19 protein-coding genes are annotated in these 19,262 nt (G+C 51.8%); 10 read left to right on the forward strand and 9 right to left on the reverse strand.

Going from position 1 to position 19,262, the window contains the following annotated elements:
• Position 1 precedes the first annotated feature (1 nt).
• Positions 2–775 carry a HalD/BesD family halogenase gene (locus CUN67_RS21475; protein WP_208717489.1) on the reverse strand — a complete coding sequence of 258 codons (774 nt, stop codon included), beginning with the start codon at positions 773–775 and terminating at the stop codon, positions 2–4.
• Between the two features lie 99 nt (positions 776–874).
• On the opposite strand from CUN67_RS21475, the gene CUN67_RS21480 reads away from it, so the two are divergent.
• The 6 genes from CUN67_RS21480 to CUN67_RS21505 all read left to right on the forward strand — a co-directional run bounded on the left by CUN67_RS21480 (position 875) and on the right by CUN67_RS21505 (position 5,714).
• Positions 875–1,783 carry a LysR substrate-binding domain-containing protein gene (locus tag CUN67_RS21480; RefSeq protein ID WP_208717490.1) on the forward strand — a complete coding sequence of 303 codons (909 nt, stop codon included), beginning with the start codon at positions 875–877 and terminating at the stop codon, positions 1,781–1,783.
• 64 nt (positions 1,784–1,847) lie between these two features.
• Positions 1,848–2,723 (forward strand): AraC family transcriptional regulator, encoded by an 876-nt coding sequence (locus tag CUN67_RS21485; protein WP_208717491.1) that lies wholly within the window; start codon positions 1,848–1,850, stop codon positions 2,721–2,723.
• A gap of 33 nt (positions 2,724–2,756) precedes the next feature.
• Positions 2,757–3,164, forward strand: a complete 408-nt coding sequence (locus CUN67_RS21490) for a DUF2000 family protein (RefSeq protein ID WP_208717492.1) — start codon at positions 2,757–2,759, stop codon at positions 3,162–3,164.
• Positions 3,165–3,807: 643 nt separating this feature from the next.
• A complete protein-coding gene (locus CUN67_RS21495; RefSeq protein ID WP_208717493.1) occupies positions 3,808–4,440 on the forward strand; it encodes a hypothetical protein in 633 nt (210 codons plus the stop codon).
• Between the two features lie 117 nt (positions 4,441–4,557).
• The gene (locus CUN67_RS21500) at positions 4,558–5,226 is read left to right on the forward strand and encodes a hypothetical protein (protein ID WP_208717494.1); all 669 of its coding nucleotides are present in this window, start codon (positions 4,558–4,560) and stop codon (positions 5,224–5,226) included.
• A gap of 98 nt (positions 5,227–5,324) precedes the next feature.
• A complete protein-coding gene (locus tag CUN67_RS21505; RefSeq protein ID WP_208717495.1) occupies positions 5,325–5,714 on the forward strand; it encodes a hypothetical protein in 390 nt (129 codons plus the stop codon).
• A 40-nt stretch (positions 5,715–5,754) separates the two neighbouring features.
• On the opposite strand, the gene CUN67_RS21510 is transcribed toward CUN67_RS21505, so the two are convergent.
• Together CUN67_RS21510 and CUN67_RS21515 are read right to left on the reverse strand one after the other, a co-directional pair.
• Entirely contained in the window at positions 5,755–7,110 is a 1,356-nt protein-coding gene (locus CUN67_RS21510; RefSeq protein ID WP_208717496.1) for an amidase, read from the reverse strand.
• Positions 7,097–7,948, reverse strand: coding sequence for an MBL fold metallo-hydrolase (locus tag CUN67_RS21515; RefSeq protein WP_208717497.1), 852 nt, complete (start codon positions 7,946–7,948; stop codon positions 7,097–7,099). Before CUN67_RS21515 ends, CUN67_RS21510 begins: the two co-directional genes overlap by 14 nt.
• Before the next feature lie 70 nt (positions 7,949–8,018).
• Here CUN67_RS21515 and CUN67_RS21520 point away from each other — a divergent pair, with 70 nt between their 5' ends.
• Positions 8,019–8,948 (forward strand): LysR family transcriptional regulator, encoded by a 930-nt coding sequence (locus CUN67_RS21520; protein ID WP_208717498.1) that lies wholly within the window; start codon positions 8,019–8,021, stop codon positions 8,946–8,948.
• 5 nt (positions 8,949–8,953) lie between these two features.
• Here CUN67_RS21520 and CUN67_RS21525 read toward each other — a convergent pair whose 3' ends face one another.
• The 3 genes from CUN67_RS21525 to CUN67_RS21535 form a co-directional block, all read right to left on the reverse strand.
• Entirely contained in the window at positions 8,954–9,655 is a 702-nt protein-coding gene (locus tag CUN67_RS21525; RefSeq protein ID WP_208717499.1) for an SDR family NAD(P)-dependent oxidoreductase, read from the reverse strand.
• A 261-nt stretch (positions 9,656–9,916) separates the two neighbouring features.
• Entirely contained in the window at positions 9,917–10,201 is a 285-nt protein-coding gene (gene nadS / locus CUN67_RS21530; protein ID WP_208717500.1) for a NadS family protein, read from the reverse strand.
• 1 nt (position 10,202) lies between these two features.
• On the reverse strand, positions 10,203–10,535 hold the full coding sequence (locus CUN67_RS21535; protein ID WP_208717848.1) for a type II toxin-antitoxin system RelE/ParE family toxin: 333 nt from the start codon (positions 10,533–10,535) through the stop codon (positions 10,203–10,205).
• A gap of 214 nt (positions 10,536–10,749) precedes the next feature.
• On the opposite strand from CUN67_RS21535, the gene CUN67_RS21540 reads away from it, so the two are divergent.
• On the forward strand, positions 10,750–11,655 hold the full coding sequence (locus CUN67_RS21540; protein WP_208717501.1) for a LysR family transcriptional regulator: 906 nt from the start codon (positions 10,750–10,752) through the stop codon (positions 11,653–11,655).
• A gap of 205 nt (positions 11,656–11,860) precedes the next feature.
• Positions 11,861–12,781: a LysR substrate-binding domain-containing protein gene (locus tag CUN67_RS21545; RefSeq protein ID WP_208717502.1), complete on the forward strand. Its 921-nt coding sequence runs from the start codon at positions 11,861–11,863 to the stop codon at positions 12,779–12,781.
• 48 nt (positions 12,782–12,829) lie between these two features.
• On the opposite strand, the gene CUN67_RS21550 is transcribed toward CUN67_RS21545, so the two are convergent.
• The 3 genes from CUN67_RS21550 to CUN67_RS21560 are packed head-to-tail and all read right to left on the reverse strand — an operon-like array spanning position 12,830 to position 17,380.
• On the reverse strand, positions 12,830–14,323 hold the full coding sequence (locus tag CUN67_RS21550) for an aldehyde dehydrogenase (protein ID WP_208717503.1): 1,494 nt from the start codon (positions 14,321–14,323) through the stop codon (positions 12,830–12,832).
• Complete coding sequence (locus CUN67_RS21555; RefSeq protein WP_208717504.1) at positions 14,316–15,962, reverse strand: GMC family oxidoreductase; 1,647 nt, start codon at positions 15,960–15,962, stop codon at positions 14,316–14,318. The genes CUN67_RS21550 and CUN67_RS21555 overlap by 8 nt, the downstream gene beginning before the upstream one ends.
• Before the next feature lie 14 nt (positions 15,963–15,976).
• On the reverse strand, positions 15,977–17,380 hold the full coding sequence (locus CUN67_RS21560) for a purine-cytosine permease family protein (RefSeq protein WP_208717505.1): 1,404 nt from the start codon (positions 17,378–17,380) through the stop codon (positions 15,977–15,979).
• Positions 17,381–17,988: 608 nt separating this feature from the next.
• On the opposite strand from CUN67_RS21560, the gene CUN67_RS21565 reads away from it, so the two are divergent.
• Positions 17,989–19,257 (forward strand): flavin-containing monooxygenase, encoded by a 1,269-nt coding sequence (locus CUN67_RS21565; RefSeq protein WP_208717506.1) that lies wholly within the window; start codon positions 17,989–17,991, stop codon positions 19,255–19,257.
• Positions 19,258–19,262 lie beyond the last annotated feature (5 nt).

The following is a 19,262-nucleotide window of genomic DNA, read 5'->3' on the forward strand; positions in this document are numbered from 1 at the left end:
TTCACAGCCTGCCGTAAAACGTCATACGTGCTGTTTCGGATAAGGCAATACCCGGCTGAGTGTTGTACGCCAGCACCGCCAGCATCCGCGTGACATCCCCTTCGGTAGGGGTCACGCGATGCAGGGAATTACGACCACGAAAGAGCACCAAATCACCGGCATCAATCGCCAGCGCCTCAACCGGCTGGCGTTCATCCAGCACAGCCTCGACACCCGCAAAGTTCATCTCACCGGCATCAGCATCCCGCAAATCTTTTACGTACTGAAATACGCCGCCAGCCAGTGGTTTCTGTACCAACAAAGTGATGGCAAATGAGGAGTTGTCGAAGTGCCAGCCCAGTTCCTGGCCGTCAGGCGCGTAGTGGAGGTTGATGGAGGAAAGGGGGTCAGCGTAGGGATACAGCGCTTCTTCACCCAGCACCTCACACAGGAAACTTTTGAACAGGGCATCATTATAAAGCTGACGCAGTGGTGATTCAGCAGCGATGGCATCATCGGTGATACAACCTTTGGTACTGATCACATCACGATTACGCGGATGCTCAGGGCTGAAAGCCTCATCAGGCTTCATCAGATAAACATTATGTTTGCTGCGGGTGTGGTAAGCCAGATGGCGTTGCGCATCACCTTCATTAATGATCGCCTGCAATGCCGCGGGTAGTAAAAACTGACGCAGAACCAGCGCGCCAGATTGGTTTAATTGCTCACGACAGCGTTGACGCCAGTCGTGATCGGCCAGCGGATGCAGATCCAGACGAACAAGGGAGCCAGACATAGCAACAATTCTCATGGTTAGCAGGTGTGATGTTACTCTAACTGTGGCCTGCAAAGCTGTGTAACGATAAATACTTAATACCCTGATAAGGAAGACTTAATGCCTGCACAATCGCCACGGTTGCCAAAAATCAGCGTCATCCAGTCATTTAAAGTGGCCGCCGAACTGGGCAGCCTGGCAAAAGCGGCTGCCCAGCTGGCGTTAACACCGGCGGCGGTCAGCCAGCAGATTCGCCAGCTGGAAGAGCAACTGGGCAGCGCTTTGTTTTTGCGCACGCAGAGTGGCGTGATGCTGACTGAAGTCGGGAAGGAATATTTACGCTATGTCACCGAAGCCTTTGATATTTTACACCTCGGGCAGCAGAACATCCGCCATGCGGCCAGTGCCCCCAGGCTGACGGTGTATGCATTACCTGCGCTGGCGTCCAAATGGTTATTGCCACAGCTGGCAACCTGGCGCACCCATTGTCCTGATATCGATTTGTCACTCCATGGCACCCATGCCCAGGTTGATTTCACCGCCATACCGGCCGATTTTGTTATCTGCTTTGGAGAAGACCGTTATCCGCAGCTGGATAAACAGTGGTTGTTCCATGATGAAGTGCTGCCGGTTGCCAGCCCGGCCTTATTAAAGCGTTTTGCTGCCAACGATCTCTTTAACCATGCGCCGTTAATCCACCTCGACTGGGGCAACGAAGGGCGTTTTCTGCCTGACTGGCGTAGCTGGTTTCAGGCCAAAGGCATGGACGAACCGGTGCCGCAACCCGCATTTAGTTTCAATCTGACCTCACTGGCGATTGATGCCGCAGTGGCCGGTGTCGGACTGCTATTGGGGCAGCGACGGCTGATCGCAGCGGAGCTGGCCCGGGGTGATCTGGTGGTGATTGATGAGCTTTGTCTGCCCCTCAGCAAACCCTATTTTCTTGCCTGGCCACAGCGCACCCTGAGCCAGCCAGGGAGTGAAGCGATGATTCACTGGCTGCGTGAGTTGGGGGCGGGCGGCCAATAGTTGGTGGCTGTTATCCGGCCTGATATAGTTTGTTTCTTTAGTGTTGCACCAGCCAGGAGTCGTTATGTCAGCCAAAATCGTTAACGCCAGTAGCAAAGACTGGGTCGATTTTCGCCGCGATGACGAAACCGGTATTGAAAGCGTGAATGCCCATTTTTGCGGACATGCTTACGATCCTCATGATCATGACGAGTTGCTGGTGGGGGTGACACAGCAGGGTTTGCAGCGCTTTAATTGCCACCGCGCACTGCATACCAGCACACCGGGGCGATCGATTCTGATCGAGCCGGGTGCGGTGCATGATGGCCATGCCCCGGATACCGCAGGCTTCACCTATGTGATGCTTTACCTGCCGCAGGCGTGGGTGGCGCAGATGATGCAGCGGCGTGGTTTAGGTGATATTGCCAATATAGAAGCGGTCTTTCGCTCGACCCTGAACGACGACGCGCTGCTCGCCAGCGCCATTCAGCAGGCATGGTACGCAGTGCATCACGCAGAAGGGCGACTGGCGCGTGACCAGAGCCTTGATCATCTGTTGACCATGTTGTCACGGCACCTGGATCCCCGTCCGGGGATACCGTACAACGCAGCACTGGCACCGATGCAGTTGCTGCGTGATTATCTGCATGATTTTATGGCGGAAGATATCGGCCTGGAGGAACTGGCGCGGTTATCGGGCATCGATCGTTTCCGCCTGACACGTCAGTTCAAAAAAGCCTTTGGACAGTCCCCCCATGCTTATCTGGTGCGCTTACGGCTGGGTAGCGCACGCAATCTGCTGGCGCAGGGCGTCGAGCCAGCCCAGGTCGCCTCGCAGGTGGGTTTTTCTGACCAGAGCCACCTTGGCCGCTGGTTCCAGCGTGCTTATCGGATGACACCCGCTTCTTATCAGCGCCAGTGCACAAACGTTCCAGACCGCCTGCCACTCTCTTGCTTATGATAGGGTTTTGACCCAAACGGAGAGTTGTTGCAGATGTTTGATACTAAAATCGCCCTGATCGTGCGTGATGATTTAGCTACCTGGCAGCGGCTGAATGTGGTGGCTTTTCTTGCCACCGGGATTGCCTCGGCTGCGCCAGAAATGATGGGTGAAGCTTATGTTGATGCTCGCGGACGTCATTACGGCAATATGGCCGGGCAGCCGATGCTGGTGTTTGCCGGTGATCTGCCAGGACTGCAACGCGCCCATCGTCAGGGACTGGAGCGCGAACTGACCATCATCCCTTATGTGTACGCCATGTTTTCCACCGGCCATGATGCGGCTAATCGCGAAGTATTCCTCGCCGAAGATGCTGATAACCTGAATCTGGTGGGTATCGCACTACGTGGCCCGAAGAAAGCGGTTGATAAAGCGATCAAGGGCTTGTCATTGCATGGCTGATATTTTTTATTTTATTTCGCGCAATGAAAAATTTATATTTTAGTAAAGGTCGTGCTCAGTAAGTAATAGATTGATTGCGCCGCCCGAAATTGAGGGTGGCGTTACATAAGAGAATTGTTTCTATTTTGGGTGATTTCCTCTTCGCTTTCACATCAAAGCTATGATTTAATTAAATATATTCTCCATTCCCTTTCCCCGACTCAAGATGAATGCATGAAAAAGTCTTACCTTTTCACTCCGCCATTCATTACTAAAAATGATAATTAAGTGCATTTTAAAATCAACATAAAAAGATAAAAATATTTTTTGTCTTAAAAATCATAATATTGAAATTTTATTGCTGACTCAAATCCATAAGTTTTTTACATTATTTTCTGTTAAAAAATATATCAGCAGGATGGGTTTTTAAAAGCTCTCCCTATGAAACAATGGAAATTATTCGTAATCTCTTCCTGCTGAAATTTCCAGAAAAATCACGAATACCTCACAATAAACATTTTCATATTCTCTTGTCTGAGTGTGGTAAGGATATTTGCACAATAAAAAAATCAGATGATAATAAGGTCGTTCCGCTTAGGAACATCGATGTAAATGAGCTCTAAATACAGATGTCCTTATTAACTCATCCTGAAAGGAATAACTTATGTCTTCCTATTCTCTCTCTGTATTAAACTCCAGCGGTGGCGCTGCGAATGTTGCTATTTACCAAACTTTCCCAAATCTTATTGCAGGTTTGCCATTGGTCTGGCTGCTGCAAACAATCAACGACGGAAACACGAATACTTATAACTGGACCATCGACTGGGCGCTAAACTGGGGTACTTCAGCCCAGCCTATAGCCCCCGGAGTGCAATGGAGTTCCGGTGGGCCGATTCAGAATATGAACCCAACTGCCTCGGGCGGAAATAATGCGATGGGTGTGACCTATTCAAATGGGCAGTTCCAGACCCAGCCCACCGCATTTAACAACAGTAGTGTCGCCAGTGGCAGTATGCTGGTGACAACCGACGCGACTTTTACCGTTGCACAATCAAAAGCAATGAGCCTGGCAGTGTATATGAACTCTCTGCCAGCGTTTGCGATGCAGGGTAAACCCAACGGGAATTTCCTGTTTGATACGCATCCAACCTATTGGATCTGTACCACAGATTCTAAGCAAGGTGTCGCCGTGTCAGGGACTTATGTCAGCAGTCCTACGCAGTTCTCCTTCGCGGATGGCGTAACCTCGTTGAAGTTCGAACTTAATGAAACCTTGCAGTTTGTTCCCGTTTCCTGATATCGCCATATTTTGCGGTAATGAATTTTTGCACAGCTAAAGATTAAGAAAGCCAATCTGCTGATTTTCGGCAGATTGGTTTTTCAAGTGAGTTTTATTTTAGAAGGATATCCAATCGTGGCTTATTCTGTGCAGGTAGTCAATAACAGCAGCGCAGCGCAATATATAGCGATATTCCTTGTCGATGCATCGGGAGGCAATGAGTTTTCACTTGTCTGGATGGTGAATGGAGCCAATAACGGTGGAGGAGTGTCTTTCAGCTGGGACCCGACGGATTTTAGATTAGGTTGGGGAAGTACGCCTCAGCCGCTGAATACCAATATTCTTTTTACTTCAGGTCAACCCGCCATTGCTGTTTTTCCCGCCACCGTAGGCGGATATAATGTCCTGCCGGTACTGCATAACCAGTATGGATTTGCTTCGGGGAATCCTTATAACAAAAGTAGTATTTATAACAAGCTGGAAATTATCACTGACAGCAGCTTCACCGTCTCGGATGCGAATAATATGGCGGTTGCACTGTATGTTGAACAATATCCAGCCTTAGCCATGCAAGGTGCACCTAATACGATTTATTATTTTGATGCTGCGCAAATATCATACTATCTGACGGTCACCGATTTCGCGTTGGGGGTAGCGCTGCCTCAGATGAGTAATTCATTAAATAACCGTCGCTTTTCCGTTTCAGGTTCCAGCATGAGTACGCCAGTGAAGATTGCATTCGGATCCGGCAGCACCGACCTGAAATATATTTTGAATGGTAACTTAAATTTCCTGCAAGTCTGACCCTCCATCGCCAGGCCGTAACGAATTAAAACGTTGTGATGTTGCAACAAACCGCTGCATTTATTGCAGATTTCTCTCGATGAAAAAGGACGTATCTCATGCAAACAAAACGTATTGCCTATTTCCTGACAGCTGGCCTGATCCTGAGTGCATTTTCCGCCATGTCACTACCGGCCTTCGCTGTTGATTTGCCGTTCAGTGCCAATTGCACCAACTATGCGCAAATCCAGGTTACGGCACCCAATACTGGTATTACCTTCCGCAAAAACCCTAATAGCCCCGCAACACGGGCGGCTACTGCCACCATCTTCGCTATTCAGGATATGCATAATATCTCGTTCCCGGCGAATGCCTCATCCTGTTTCTTTGCCATACAAGCACCACACTCAGACAACTATTGTTTTCAGGCGTCGAATAATCCACAGGCCTTTACCAATATCAATGCGGTAGCCAATACGAACGTTGCTGGCGCACCAAACTGCCAGTAGCGGGCAATACGTTGACCATTGCCGCCACTGTGGCAATGGTCTAGCGCCCAATCTCCGCCATCCGTGCTGCTGCGTACAGCAACAGATCTTCCCGTCCACGCAATGCCAGCAGCTCCATGCCAATTGGCAATCCCTGGGCGGTAAAGCCCACCGGGATGCTGATAGCCGGTGCCCCGGTTACCGCAGCGAGCAGGGCGTTGTTGCCAGGTTGCAACTCGCCATGCCTCACCGGAGGATGTTTTACCACCGGGTAGGCCAGCAGGTTGATCCTGCGCTGGGCAAACAGCTGGCTGAGGGTTTGATAAAGCGTGCGCTGACGTACCTGCTGTACCACATAACTTTCGCTGGCCTTGCCTGGATGGCTGGCGCGTGCGGTAAATACCGCTTCCAGTTGCGGATGATGACGCCCCGATGCCACCACCTCGCTGAGCGTGCTCACTTCGGCCTGCGGTTTGTCGGCCAGCCAGTCTGCCAGCGCTTCAGCGAATTCCCAGGGAATGATACTGGCATCGGTGGCAAGGGTTTCAAGCTGCGGGAAGGTAATCTCCTGTTGCGTGCCATCCTCGCCAGTCAGCGCCGCTACGGCAGCCCTTACCGCCTGGTTGATCGCCAGCTCACCGCTGGCAAATCCTTCCAGCCATAGGCCGATGCGCAGGGGTTCATTGCCCTCGGCAAGCTGCTGCCCGCTCAGGATCTCACTGGCAAGGCGTAGATCGTCAGGATGTCGCACCAGCGCGCCGGGAATATCCTGGGTCGGTGATAGCGGTACAATGCCTTCGATACTGATAGCACCGTGCGTCATGCGCAGGCCATACAGATGATTGAAGGCGGCCGGAATACGGACCGAACCTGCGGTATCGGTGCCGATCGCCAACGGAACATAGCCTGCCGCGACAGCCACCGCCGAGCCACTGCTGGAGCCACCCGGTGAATGGCCCGCCAGCCAGGCGTTGTCGGTAAAACCATTGAGGGAGGATGCGCCGGTAATCCCTGCCGCCAGTTCATGCATCGCCGTTTTGCCGAGCAGCACCGCACCTGCATCGCGCAGCGCCGTCACCAGAGGCGCGTCCTGAGCGGCGATGACTGCGCGTAACAAGACTGAACCGGCGCTGGTGGGCCAGCCTTGTACCTCGATGTTATCTTTGATTAAGACCGGGATACCTTCCAGGCGACCCAGTGATTCACCCCGACGGCGGCGCGCATCGCTGGCCGTAGCAGCAGCCAGTGCCTGGTCGGCAAACAGCCAGGTGATGGCGTTATAACGTGGGCCGGTTTGATCGGCTTCCGCAATGCGTTGCAGGGCAAATTCTGTTAACTGGCGAGAGGTGGTGGTGCCTTGATTAAGCGCCTGGGTCAGGTCGCTTAGCGAAGCACGAAAATAATCAGCATATTGCATCCGGTTCGGCCTCCAGTGGTATCCAGTGAAGCAGCCCATCTTTAGCAGGGGTAACCCTGCCACATGAGCTGGCAGAAAAATGGGAACTGAACCAGATTGCCTGATGTTGCTGGCACCAGTCCATCGCCTGTTGCCGTGAACGCACCGCCAGCGCTTTATTTTCACAAAACACCGAGTTCCAGTGCGGGAACTGAAACTGAATGGGGTGATGCATGACGTCGCCGGAAAAGAGCGCATGCTGGTGGTGGCTGGTAAGCACCAGCGAAGCATGATCGTAGCTGTGACCGGGGGTAGACAGATAGCGCAGTACCCCGGCAAACAGTGGCGAATTATCGACATCTACCGTCTCCAGCTGGCCGCTTTTGATCAGCGGCAGAATGCTATCGAGATATAACGCCTGCATCGCCGGGTTGCTCTGGCATCGCGCCAGTTCCCGCGCAGAGCAGATGTAACGCGCACGCGGAAACATCGGTTGCCAGCGCCCATCCTGCCAGTGGGTATTCCAGCCAACATGATCGGTGTGGATATGCGTCATCAATACTATCGTCACTTCCTGTGGCTGCACACCGGCCTGAACCAGGCGTGCGGCATAATCGGTTTGTAGCTGGTGAAACAGGGGCTTATGGTCTCGTTCACGTTGGTTGCCCGTGGCGGTATCGATAATGATGATGTCGTTACCGGTTCGCACCACCCAGCTGTGGATCGACAATTCAGCCGTTTGTTGCGTCAGCGCACTGGACATTTCATGGCGATGATCGGGATATAGCGAGCCAAAGGGGATGGCTGCGGTTTGTTCGGTCACTTTCTCGATCAGGCAGTTGCCCACACGGATTGGCATAATTCTCTCCCGGTCAGTTAATGGAGCCACTATACTGAAGCCATAAACATTACTTAAATCGATTAAAATCATGGAAATCATCAACGAAAATGATTTAACTCGCGTCGATCTTAATCTTCTGGTGGTGCTGCTGGTGATGTACGAAGCACGTAGCGTAACGGGCGCGGCGCAGCGGTTGTATCTCGGACAGCCAGCAGTCAGCGCGGCGCTGAAACGTTTACGTGAGATGTTTGGCGACCCGTTATTTGTGCGTTCCTCGCAGGGAATGACGCCGACGCCACGCGCGGAGCAACTGGTGAAGCAAATTGCGCCGTTGTTGCAGGGCGTACAACAGGCAATTTTTAGTACGCCAGCGTTCAACCCGCTGGAGGATCGTTACAGCTTTCGTCTCGGTATGAGCGATTGGATCGAGCAGTGGCTGATGCCGGATTTACTGGCAGATTTGATGACAGAAGCGCCGCTGGTGGATATCACGGTGCTGGCCGCCGATCCCTGGCAGGCCATTCCGCTGCTGGAGAAACAGCAGGTGGATATGGCGGTGATGGTTGGCAACGAAACCAGCCGTGATTTGATACGAGACCCTATCACCAGCGCCGGTTTCTGCACCTTGTGGGATAACCGGCATATTCGGCTCACTTCACCGCTAACGCTGACCGATTTCGTTCAGCACGATCATGTACTGGTGTCGTATCGCGGCGTGAGCGAAAGTGCGCTCGATGAACAACTCAGGCAACAGGGGGTTGCCCGCCATGTGCGGTTTGTCACGCCGCATTTCTCCGCATTACCGATGATGCTAAACCGTATGCCGCTTTTCGCTACCGTGCCACAGGGGCTGGTCAGTAGCTGGTGCCAACGTTATGAACTGTGTGCTGCACCCGTACCGGTGTTGATGCCTGATTACAGGTTATCGCTGCTGTGGCATAAGGCGGGGAACGAGGATGCAGCCCATCGCTGGATGCGCGAAAAACTCCGCCAACTGGTGCTGCGCAAACTGCGTTAAAGGCATTACCACGGTACCACGCGGCCAAGATAGTCGAGATAATGTAACCCGGTGCGGCCACGCCATGTTTCCATGGTATTCAGGAGGTTGGGGATGCTCTCTTCAATACTCAGTCGCGCTTCGGGTCCGCCCATATCGGTGCGTACCCAGCCCGGCGCCATCAGCAATAAGGTGCGCCCATCGTCCTGATGACGTGCGGCAAAGCTGCGCATCAGCATATTCAGAGCGGCTTTGCTGCCACGATAGACTTCGTAATTGCCATTGGTGTTATTGGTGATACTGCCCTGGCCGGATGACATCACTACAATGGTGCCATCGGCGCTGACATTATCTTTGAAGGTTTCTATCACGCGCAGCGGGCTGAGTGCGTTGGTCACCATCACACGAATAAACTCGTCTGTGGAGACGTCGGCGATGGTTTCACCATCCTGATTTTTCACCCCGGCATTGACGAATAACATCTCGAACTGGCGATCGCCGAGGCGCTGCTGCAGAGCGCTTACCTGATCCGGTTCGTTGATATCCACGCTTTCTACACTCAGGGTGTCTGGGTAACGTTGACTCAGCTTATCCAGTGAGACAGTGGAGTGCTGGCGGCCGGTCGCGACGACGTGATAGCCGCGTTGTAACATGGTCTCAGTCAGGGCAAAACCCAGTCCGCGAGAGGCACCGATAAGTAAAACACGTGGGGTTGCTGAAGGGTTCATAAGATTCTCTCCGGTGATTAACGTTGCTGCAAAAGTGTAGCGCCGTTAGTCAGCAGGCGGAACGCGCAGCATTTGCATTGATAACATGCACCAAACGCCGGTAGTGGCGCATTGAGGTACGACCCGGTCAATAACTGCGAGGATCCGTAGCGGCGCGATTTATCGCGCAGATTTTATGATGCGGCTAAATATCTGGAAAAAGCGCGATAAATCGCGCCGCAACAAGTCTGTGCAGACACGTACAATCAGGGGGAAGAAAACTCAATGGGCAGCCAGCTCAAGATAAAAAGCCGGATTAGCCTGGATAGTAGCCAGTACCTTCGCTGCCAGCCCGGTTGGATTACGCCGTTTGGCTTCCCAGCTTTTGATAGTATCGATACTGGTCCCTAATGCTCTTGCCATTTCTGCCTGTGAAACGTTCAGCTGTTCTCTGATGGCTTTTACATCTGCAATCTCATAGCGAGCAACACGAGCTGGAGTCTTAACGCCACTTTTTATATCAACAGCTTCTTCCAGTGAAGTTTTTAGATCGTCAAAAAAACTCATTTCATACCTCATCTTTCAATAATTTTGTCAGTTTCTTTAGTTCAGACTTCTCAGATTCAGTCAGGCTGTCTTTAATACTTTTCGGATAGGCCATTACAAGGTAGATGACTTCTTCAGTCGCTAAAAAATAGATCACTCTATTGCTACCACTTTTTCCCTGTGCGCGCGTTGCCATTCTGATTTTACGCAGTCCGCCAGTTTTCTGTATCAGATCACCTTTATGGGGTGAACCTATAAGTTCCTTTTGAAGTTCTCTAAGCTCATCATCGGTTGCGATCTGCTTTATCTGACGGGTAAACATCGTGGTTTCGATGAACTCTATCGCATGGCTCACAGCTTTGCTCTCCTTCGCATGAGTACACTGTACGCCATTTAAGAGTACAATGTACACCTTGTAATCATAATTACCACCAACGGCAGTTGTAGCGAAATCCAGCATGGGGCACATCTGATAATTTCCTGAAAAATCACCAATGTCTTCCTCACATTAACTATCCCACCTGCACCAAACGCCTTGTTTCCTCAGCATCAATCAGCGAGGATAAAGTATGAATGAACCCGATCTGAATTTGCTTTTCGCGCTTGATGCGCTGCTGACTGAAGGCAGTGTGACAGGGGCTGCGCGTCGCCTTGGTCTGAGTGAATCCGCTATGAGCCGCACGCTGGGGCGATTGCGCGCCACCACCGGTGATGCGTTGCTGGTGAGGGCAGGGCGTAATATGGTGCTGACCCCCTACGCTGAAGAGATTCGGCAGCGAACCCAGCATAGCGTCAGTGAGGCGCGCGCGGTGCTGCAACCGGCGGCGATGCCACTGGATCTGGCGACGCTGGACCGCAGTTTTCATCTGCGCACCAATGAGGGCTTTGTCGAAGCCTTCGGTGGCACCTTAATCAACGCAGTGGCGCAGGTTGCGCCGCGTGTGCGGCTGAACTTTGTGGCGAAGCCGGAAAAAAGTTCGCGCGATTTACGTGAAGGACGGGTCGATCTGGAGATTGGCGTGCTTGGCAACATGGGGCCGGAAATCCGCATGCAGGCGTTGTTTCGCGATCGGTTTGTGGGCGTGGTGCGCCAGGGACATCCGCTGGCGCGGCGGGTGACGTTAAGCGAACTGGCTGCCTGGGGACAGATCGTTGCTTCACGTCGCGGAGAGCTGGGTGGGCCGATCCATGATGCACTGACGGCTGCGGGCTATACCCGGCAGATTGCCGCCGTCGTCCCAGCGTTTTCCACGGCGGTGGCGATTGCGCAAGGCTCCGACCTGGTGGCGCTGGTGCCCCGTTCGCTGTTTCTCTATCATCCGTTAATTAAAGCCAACCCGGCACTGGTGAGTTTTGAACTGCCGTTCAGCACGCCGGAAATGACAGTTTCGCAGTTCTGGCATCCCCGGCTGGAAAATGATGTGGCGCATCGCTGGCTGCGTAGTCTGGTGCGCGAGCAGCTTCCTCTGCCCTGACAAGGTGCAAAAAAGGCGTCGGTCAGCGTTATCTGATGCTTAATGGTGCAGTAAAAATCCTGCGTCACCCTGCAAATTGCCAATTTTCCCGTTTAAGAATGCCATCGTGATCCCGAATACATGGCACGGTGCTTGCTTGATCTTTATTACTTAGCCTAAAGCTATGCAAACCATTCACCTGACAATATTCTATAACGGTTTTTTCATGACACATTTCACGCTCAAGCAACTTAAATATTTTGTCACCGTGGTTGAGACCGAAAGCATCGCTGAAGCATCGCGTCAGCTGCATATCGCCCAGCCTTCGATTTCGGTCGCCATCAAAAATCTTGAGGACGCTTTTGAACAGCAACTGTTCATTCGCCATCACGCGCAGGGTGTATCGCTCACCTCCAGTGGCAGGCGGTTCTACGAAAAAGCAAAGGAGTTGCTACGGCTGTCATATGAGTTTGAGCAAAGTTCACGCGCAGAAAATGAGCTGGTCTGCGGCACCATCGCCGTGGGTTGTTTTGAATCGGCGGCCCCGCTGTATATGCCAAAGCTGATTGCGGGCTTCAAAAAACTCTATCCGGAAATCAATATTCAGCTTTACGACGGTGAACAACATGAGCTGATGCACGGCTTACACCGTGGCCGTTTTGATATGGCATTTCTCTACGATCTTGACCTGGACAATGCGATTCAGAAAGAACCGCTTAATGCGCCGCATAAACCCTATGCGCTACTTCCGGCTGCTCATCCGCTGGCGAAAAAAAGTGCGGTGACATTGCAGGAACTGGCCAACGAACCGATGATCCTATTGGACGCCGTACCCAGCAAAAATTACTTTATCAGCATTTTCAAAGAGAATGGTTATTACCCCGAAGTGGCCTATAGCTCACCGTCAATTGAAATGGTGCGTTGCATGGTCGGGCAGGGGTTGGGCTTTTCGGTGCTGGTGACCCGCCCCTGTTCAGATATGACATATGATGGGCAGCGGTTGGTGCAACTCGATATTGTCGATGAAATGGCGGCATCGACGCTGATTATGGCTTATCTGCAAAATAATGAACCAACGCGTCCGACGCGTTTATTTATGGATTATTGTCGCAGCGTAGAATTAACCCCGGCTGTCAGCACCTCTTAAGTTGCTGCTCTACCCGGTTGCGAGACCGGGCAGAGCAAGCGTCTAAAGTCACTGGCGTAATTCAATCCAGGTGGTTTTTAATTTGGTGAACTTATCAAACGCATGTAAAGAAAGGTCACGACCGAAGCCCGATTGCTGATTACCGCCAAATGGGACAGTCACATCCAGCGCATCAACGGTGTTAACGGAGACCGTTCCAGCATTCAGTTTACGCGCTACGCGGTAGGCCTGATTAAGATCGTCCGACCACACTGACGCGGCGAGGGCGTAAATATGATTATTCGCCAGTTCAATGGCTTCCGACTCATCATCAAAGACTTTCACCGCTAATACCGGACCGAAGACTTCATCACGCCATAAGGCCATATCCTCGTTCCCCACTTCAATCACCGTAGGAAGAATGTAGTTAGCAACCGTCTCGATTTCCCGGGTTTCGCCACCGGCGCGTAAAACACCACCCTGGGCAATGGCGGTGTGAATAAAATCCATCACCTTATCTTTGTGTGCTGTTGACACCATTGCCCCCATCTTTGCATCCAGGTTAAGTGGATGATCGGGTTGCCAGTTGTTCAACTTACTGATCAATTTCGCCATAAAGGTGGGATAGATCTTACGTTCCACTAATAATCTGGAGTTGGCAGAACAGACCTCACCCTGATTAAAACAAATACCGAAAGCGGCTTTTTCCGCCGCTAAATCAAGATCCTGGCAATTGGCAAAAACAATGTTGGCGCTTTTGCCGCCACATTCCAGCCAGACTTGTTTCAAATTGGATTGGCCTGAATACCCCATAAAGGCTTTGCCCACCGCTGTCGAACCGGTAAAGGTAATAACATCGACATCGTTATGCAGACCCAGTGCAGCACCGGATTCGATACCAAGCCCGGTGACGACGTTTAACACCCCAGCTGGCAATCCGGCCTCCAGCGCCAGTTCTGCCAGCTTCAGGGCGGTGAATGGCGAATTCTCGGAAGGTTTAAGGATCACACTGTTTCCGGCGGCCAGCGCCGGGCCGATTTTCCAGGCGGCAATATCGAGGGGAAAATTCCACGGTACAATGGCGGCAACAACGCCGACAGGTTCACGGGTGATGGTTGCCAGCGTTCCCGGACGGGTGGGAGCGACTTCGCCATAAATCTTATCGATGCTTTCTGCGTACCAGGCAATCACATGAGCTGCACTGGGCACATCAACGTTATACGCATCGAGCACCGGTTTGCCCATGCTCACGCTTTCCAGCAGCGCCAGTTCTTCCCGGTGCGCCAGCATCAACTCCGCCAGCCTGCGCAACACGGCTTTGCGTTGCTCTAACGGGCATTCCGACCAGATACCCGAGGTAAATGCCTGGCGCGCGGAACGCACCGCTGCATCAATATCCTCAGCCTGGCAAGCGGTAACTTCAGATAGCACCGCATTGGTGGCGGGATTCACCACTGCCCAGGTTTTTTCCGCTTTAGCGAAGTAAGGTTTACCTTCAATAATGGCATGCGTGCTAAAGCGTTGTTTATTCAGCAGACCTTGCCAGTAATCACGATTATGCATACGCGTTTTCCTTATTCGTTGCGGTGTCAGATACTGGCGTTCCTTTGAGGAGCATGCTTGCCGCACGTTCGCCGATCATAATTGAGGGCGCATTGGTATTACCGCTGATAAGCGAGGGCATGATTGACGCATCAGCCACGCGCAAATTTTCCACGCCATAGACTTTGAGGGTATCCGGTGCGACAACGCTCATTTCATCCCTCCCCATCTTGCAGGTGCCAACCGGATGAAAAACGGTGGCGCAATATTCTTTGACGTATTGATGCAGTTGTTCGTCGGTCTGAATATGTTTGCCAGGCAACATTTCTTCGCCGCGCAAAGCATTGAATTCCGGCTGCGCAAGAATACTCCTTGCCACTTTTATCCCCTCAACCAGCACGCTGGCGTCATAAGGGTTGGCGAGAAAATTAAAATCAATAGCGATTTGCCCATCATGCCTTAACTGCAACGCGCCGATCGATTTCGGGCGTAACACGCAGGTGTGAATAGCGTAGCCGTGACCCCATTCAAATAAGCGCCCCCGGTGGCTGCGATAACCCGGCACAAAATGGAACTGAATATCGGGTTCATCGCTACTGAGTTTTGTCGCGGCAAAGCCACCAGCTTCAACATAATTGGTGGTTAACCATCCTTTGCGACGAAAGAGATATTTGAAGGGTGATGTCAGGATCGGTTTCCAGGCGGCGAGGGAAAAACCAAGCGTCAGCGGGTTTCTGGAACGCACGGTGACCAGACCATCCAGATGATCCTGAAGATTTTTTCCTACGCCGGGAAGAGGGTGCACCAGCGGAATACCTGCGGCTTCAAGTTCAGCAGCTGGCCCAATACCTGACTTCAGCAGAATATGCGGTGAGCCGATCGAGCCTGCCGAAAGGATAACTTCGTGGCGGCAGAAAATGGATGTGGGTTGATCGCGACCATGCTCAGTTATTCGCACACCTTTCACCACTTTGTCTTCAATAATCAGTGTTTGCACGGTGCAATCGGTCATGACAGTTAAATTGCTGCGACCAATATGGGGATGCAAAAATGCACGAAAGCTTGATAATCGTTTGCCATCCTTTTGCGTGACGTTGTAAATGCCGACACCTGCCAGCGATTTACCGTTAAAGTCGCTATTCTCCACTAATCCGCTGCGCACCCCGGCAGCGACAAACAGCTTAGATACCGGATTGGGATCGCGCGGTTTATCGACCAGTAGCTCACCATTAAAACCATGGTAAGCCGGGTCCTGTGACAACAGATTCTTTTCCGAGCGTTTGAACCACGGCAAGACACTGTTCCAGTTCCAGCCATCACAACCTTGTTGTTCCCAGCGATCATAATCTGACGGCAACCCGCGGATATAAATCATGCTGTTCATGGATGAGGAACCGCCCAGCGCCTTGCCGCGCGGGACGTGGATTTGCCGCCCCCCTAAGCTTTTTTGTGGCGTTGAATAAAAGTTCCAGCTGAACTTTTTACTTTTATACAGGGTGATGGTGCCCGCAGGCGTCTGGATGCGCGGGGTATCATCCCGGCTTCCGGCCTCAATCAGACAGATCTTTAAATCTTTCTCTTCAGCAAGCCGGGCGGCCAGTACTGAACCTGAGGAGCCACCACCAATAATGATGTAGTCGTAGGTGTTGCTATTATTCATAGTCATCCCGGTGATTACTTAACAACAGAGGTTTGTGCGACTGCCTGCGTACGGCAGAGGAAATAATAAACAGGTGAGACGATGGCTAAACCAATAATCCAGGAGATATCGGCACCACCCAACATGTTGGCCGCCGGGCCGGTATAGATGGCGGTGGACATAAAGGGGATTTCCACCACGATACCCAGCAGATAACAGAAAATGGCTTTCGAATTGAAGTAACCATATATCCCTCCGTCACGACGGAAGAAAGACGCAACATCATAATTGCCGTGGGCCACCAGGTAATAATCAACCAGGTTAATTGCTGTCCACGGCACCAGCACATACAGCAACATCAGAATAAAGTTGGTGTAATTCACCAGGAAGTTTTCCTGACCATAAATCGCTATCAAGACTTCAATCAGGATGGTGACAATCGAAACCACAATGCGGGCACCAGAAAGCGGCGACCATTTAGGCAGAAATGTCTGGCCCAGAGTCAGGGTGCAGAGCACACCACAATACAAATTCATTGCATTGGTTGCGGCAATGCCTAAAGCGAAAACAATGATCACGGTTGAAGATAACCCGCCGGTCATATTAACAATGCCGGTGATTAAATCGCCGTCCACAATACAAATTGAAACCAGAATGCCGAGAATCATCGGGAACAATGAACCCAGTACACATCCCAGATAACTACACCAAAAGACGCTTTTTTCGCTGATATCTTTTGGCATATAACGTGAATAGTCGGAAACATAAGGGGCATAGGCCAGCTGCCATAACGCGGCGATAGAAATAGCGCCGAGGAATCCGCTGAGATTAAAACCATTACGGGCGAGAAAATCAGTTGGCAGACCATGTACGAAAACAATCCACGCAAAGGCCGCGAGCAAAATAATACCGGATACCCATGACATGACTTTGGTGTAGGCATGAATCAGGTTATAGCCGAAGGCGCAGGCCACCAGACTCAGCACCGCAGACACCAGAATGCCGGTATCGGTTGAAACGGGTGCATAGATGGCATGCAGTGATTGACCACCCAGCACCAGATTCGAAGCCAGAAAACCGATATACATGATGACCACTAACGCAACCACCAGTACGGAGCCATAAGAACCAAACTGACCACGGGTTTGCACCATCTGCGGCACACCTAATTGTGGCCCCTGTGCAGAATGCAGCGCCATAAACAGCCCACCGGCAAGGTTACCAATCAGTACGGCGAGGGTGGCCCACATAAAAGATAAGTGGAAAATACTTACCGCGAGCGCACCGGTAATCACGGTGAGCAACATAATGTTTGAACCAAACCAGATAGTAAAAAGATCCCGTGGTTTGCCATGACGCTCATTTGCGGGAATAGGCTGGATGGTGCTCAACTCTATCGTGGTTGCAACAGCACTATCTTTTGGGTTGTTTGTCATCATAGTTATCTCAACAAAGTCATTTGCAGGCTTGCCGCATGGTTGCGGTTATAACCACCCAAAAAATTGGGAGGGGTGAAAATAACGTTGATGGGATGTTGCAACAGTTGGCTATGGAGAGAAATGAAGAAAAATATAGCTAACTAATATAAAAAAAAGATGCAATCTCGCTTATGGATTCGCCGCCCTAAAATGGGACGTCGCAAAATAGAAAAATGAATGATGATGCTATGAGGTAACTTAATGATTTTTAGGTTTTAAATATTATTGCCGCAGGCTAATGCATCATTTTAGTGCACCATTGCACACGAGTGAATCAACTCTGGCAATAAAAAATGTTTTCAATTTTGCAAAATTAGAAAGTAAAAATATTGCCTGTAAATAGTGTCGCTTTGATTTATCTCAGTACCTTTTTACGTGGGTTATGTAGAGCCGCTGCGGCTTTAGCGCGATCTTATGCTTTATTTCGCTGGTTAACGTTGCCATCAGGTTAAATATTTTCTATCCAGACGCTCACTTTATAATATTTTACCGTCTGCATGCGCTCCAATAGTCTTGGGTCCTTCTTAAGTGGTTAATCCCCTGCATGATGCGGGATGAAGGACGTTGAAATGACATCATTAAAAACTGAAACAGATACGCTGATTATTGGCGCGGGTCAGGCGGGGGTTGCCATGAGCGAACACCTGACGCGTCTGGGCATTCCGCATCTGGTACTGGAGAAAAATCGTATTGCCGAATCCTGGCGTAGCCGTCGCTGGGATTCGCTGGTTGCCAACGGTCCGGCGTGGCATGACCGCTTTCCGGGAATGGAATTTCCTGGCTGCGCGCCAGACAGCTTTGTGGCGAAAGAGCAGGTTGCCGATTATTTTGTCAGCTACGCCGCCATGCACCAGGCACCGATTCATACTGGCGTCGAAGTGTTAAGCGCTGAACGCAATCAGGGACGCAGTGGTTTTACCGTCACCACCTCCGCAGGCGTCATTCATGTGCAGCGGATCGTGGCGGCCACCGGACCCTTCCAGCGCCCGGTTATCCCGGCGATTGCCCCGCAACATAGCCAGGTCCAACAGCTGCACTCGGCAGACTATAAAAATCCGCAGCAGCTGCCGCAGGGTGGCGTATTGGTGATTGGTGCCGGTTCTTCCGGAGTGCAGATTGCCGATGAACTGCAACGCGCCGGTAAGCCAGTGTGGCTGTCGGTGGGGCCGCACGATCGCCCGCCGCGTTCCTACCGTGGCCGGGACTTCTGCTGGTGGCTTGGGGTGCTCGGCCTGTGGGATGCCGCAGCCAGCCAACCGGGTAAAGAACATGTCACTATCGCCGTAAGTGGCGCACGCGGTGGACATACCGTTGATTTCCGTCGTCTGGCGGCGCAGGGCGTTAACCTCGTTGGCCTGACGGAAAGTTTCACTGATAACAGCGTGCGTTTTCAGGACGATCTGGCACTGAATATTGCGCGCGGCGATGCGAATTACCTCGCGTTGCTGGACGCCGCTGATGAATATATCGACCGTAATGGTCTTGATTTGCCGCCAGAACCGCAGGCGCGTGAATTCCTGCCAGACCCCGCCTGCGTCACCCATCCACAGTTGTCCCTCAATCTGGCTGAAGCCGGGATCACCAGCATTATCTGGGCGACGGGCTATGTCGCCGATTACAGCTGGCTGAAGGTCAACGCGTTTAATGAACAGGGTAGACCGCAGCATCATCGCGGCGTTTCCAGCGAGCCTGGCGTCTATTTCCTCGGCTTGCCGTGGTTGTCACGCCGTGGTTCCACCTTTATCTGGGGCGTCTGGCACGATGCCAAATTTATTGCTGACCAGATTGCTATTCAGCGCCAGTACCAGCAGTACCGCGCTCCCTCCGACTCGCTTTAAGGAAC

The sequence above is a fragment of the Pantoea cypripedii genome (assembly GCF_011395035.1).
Lineage (GTDB): Bacteria > Pseudomonadota > Gammaproteobacteria > Enterobacterales > Enterobacteriaceae > Pantoea > Pantoea cypripedii_A.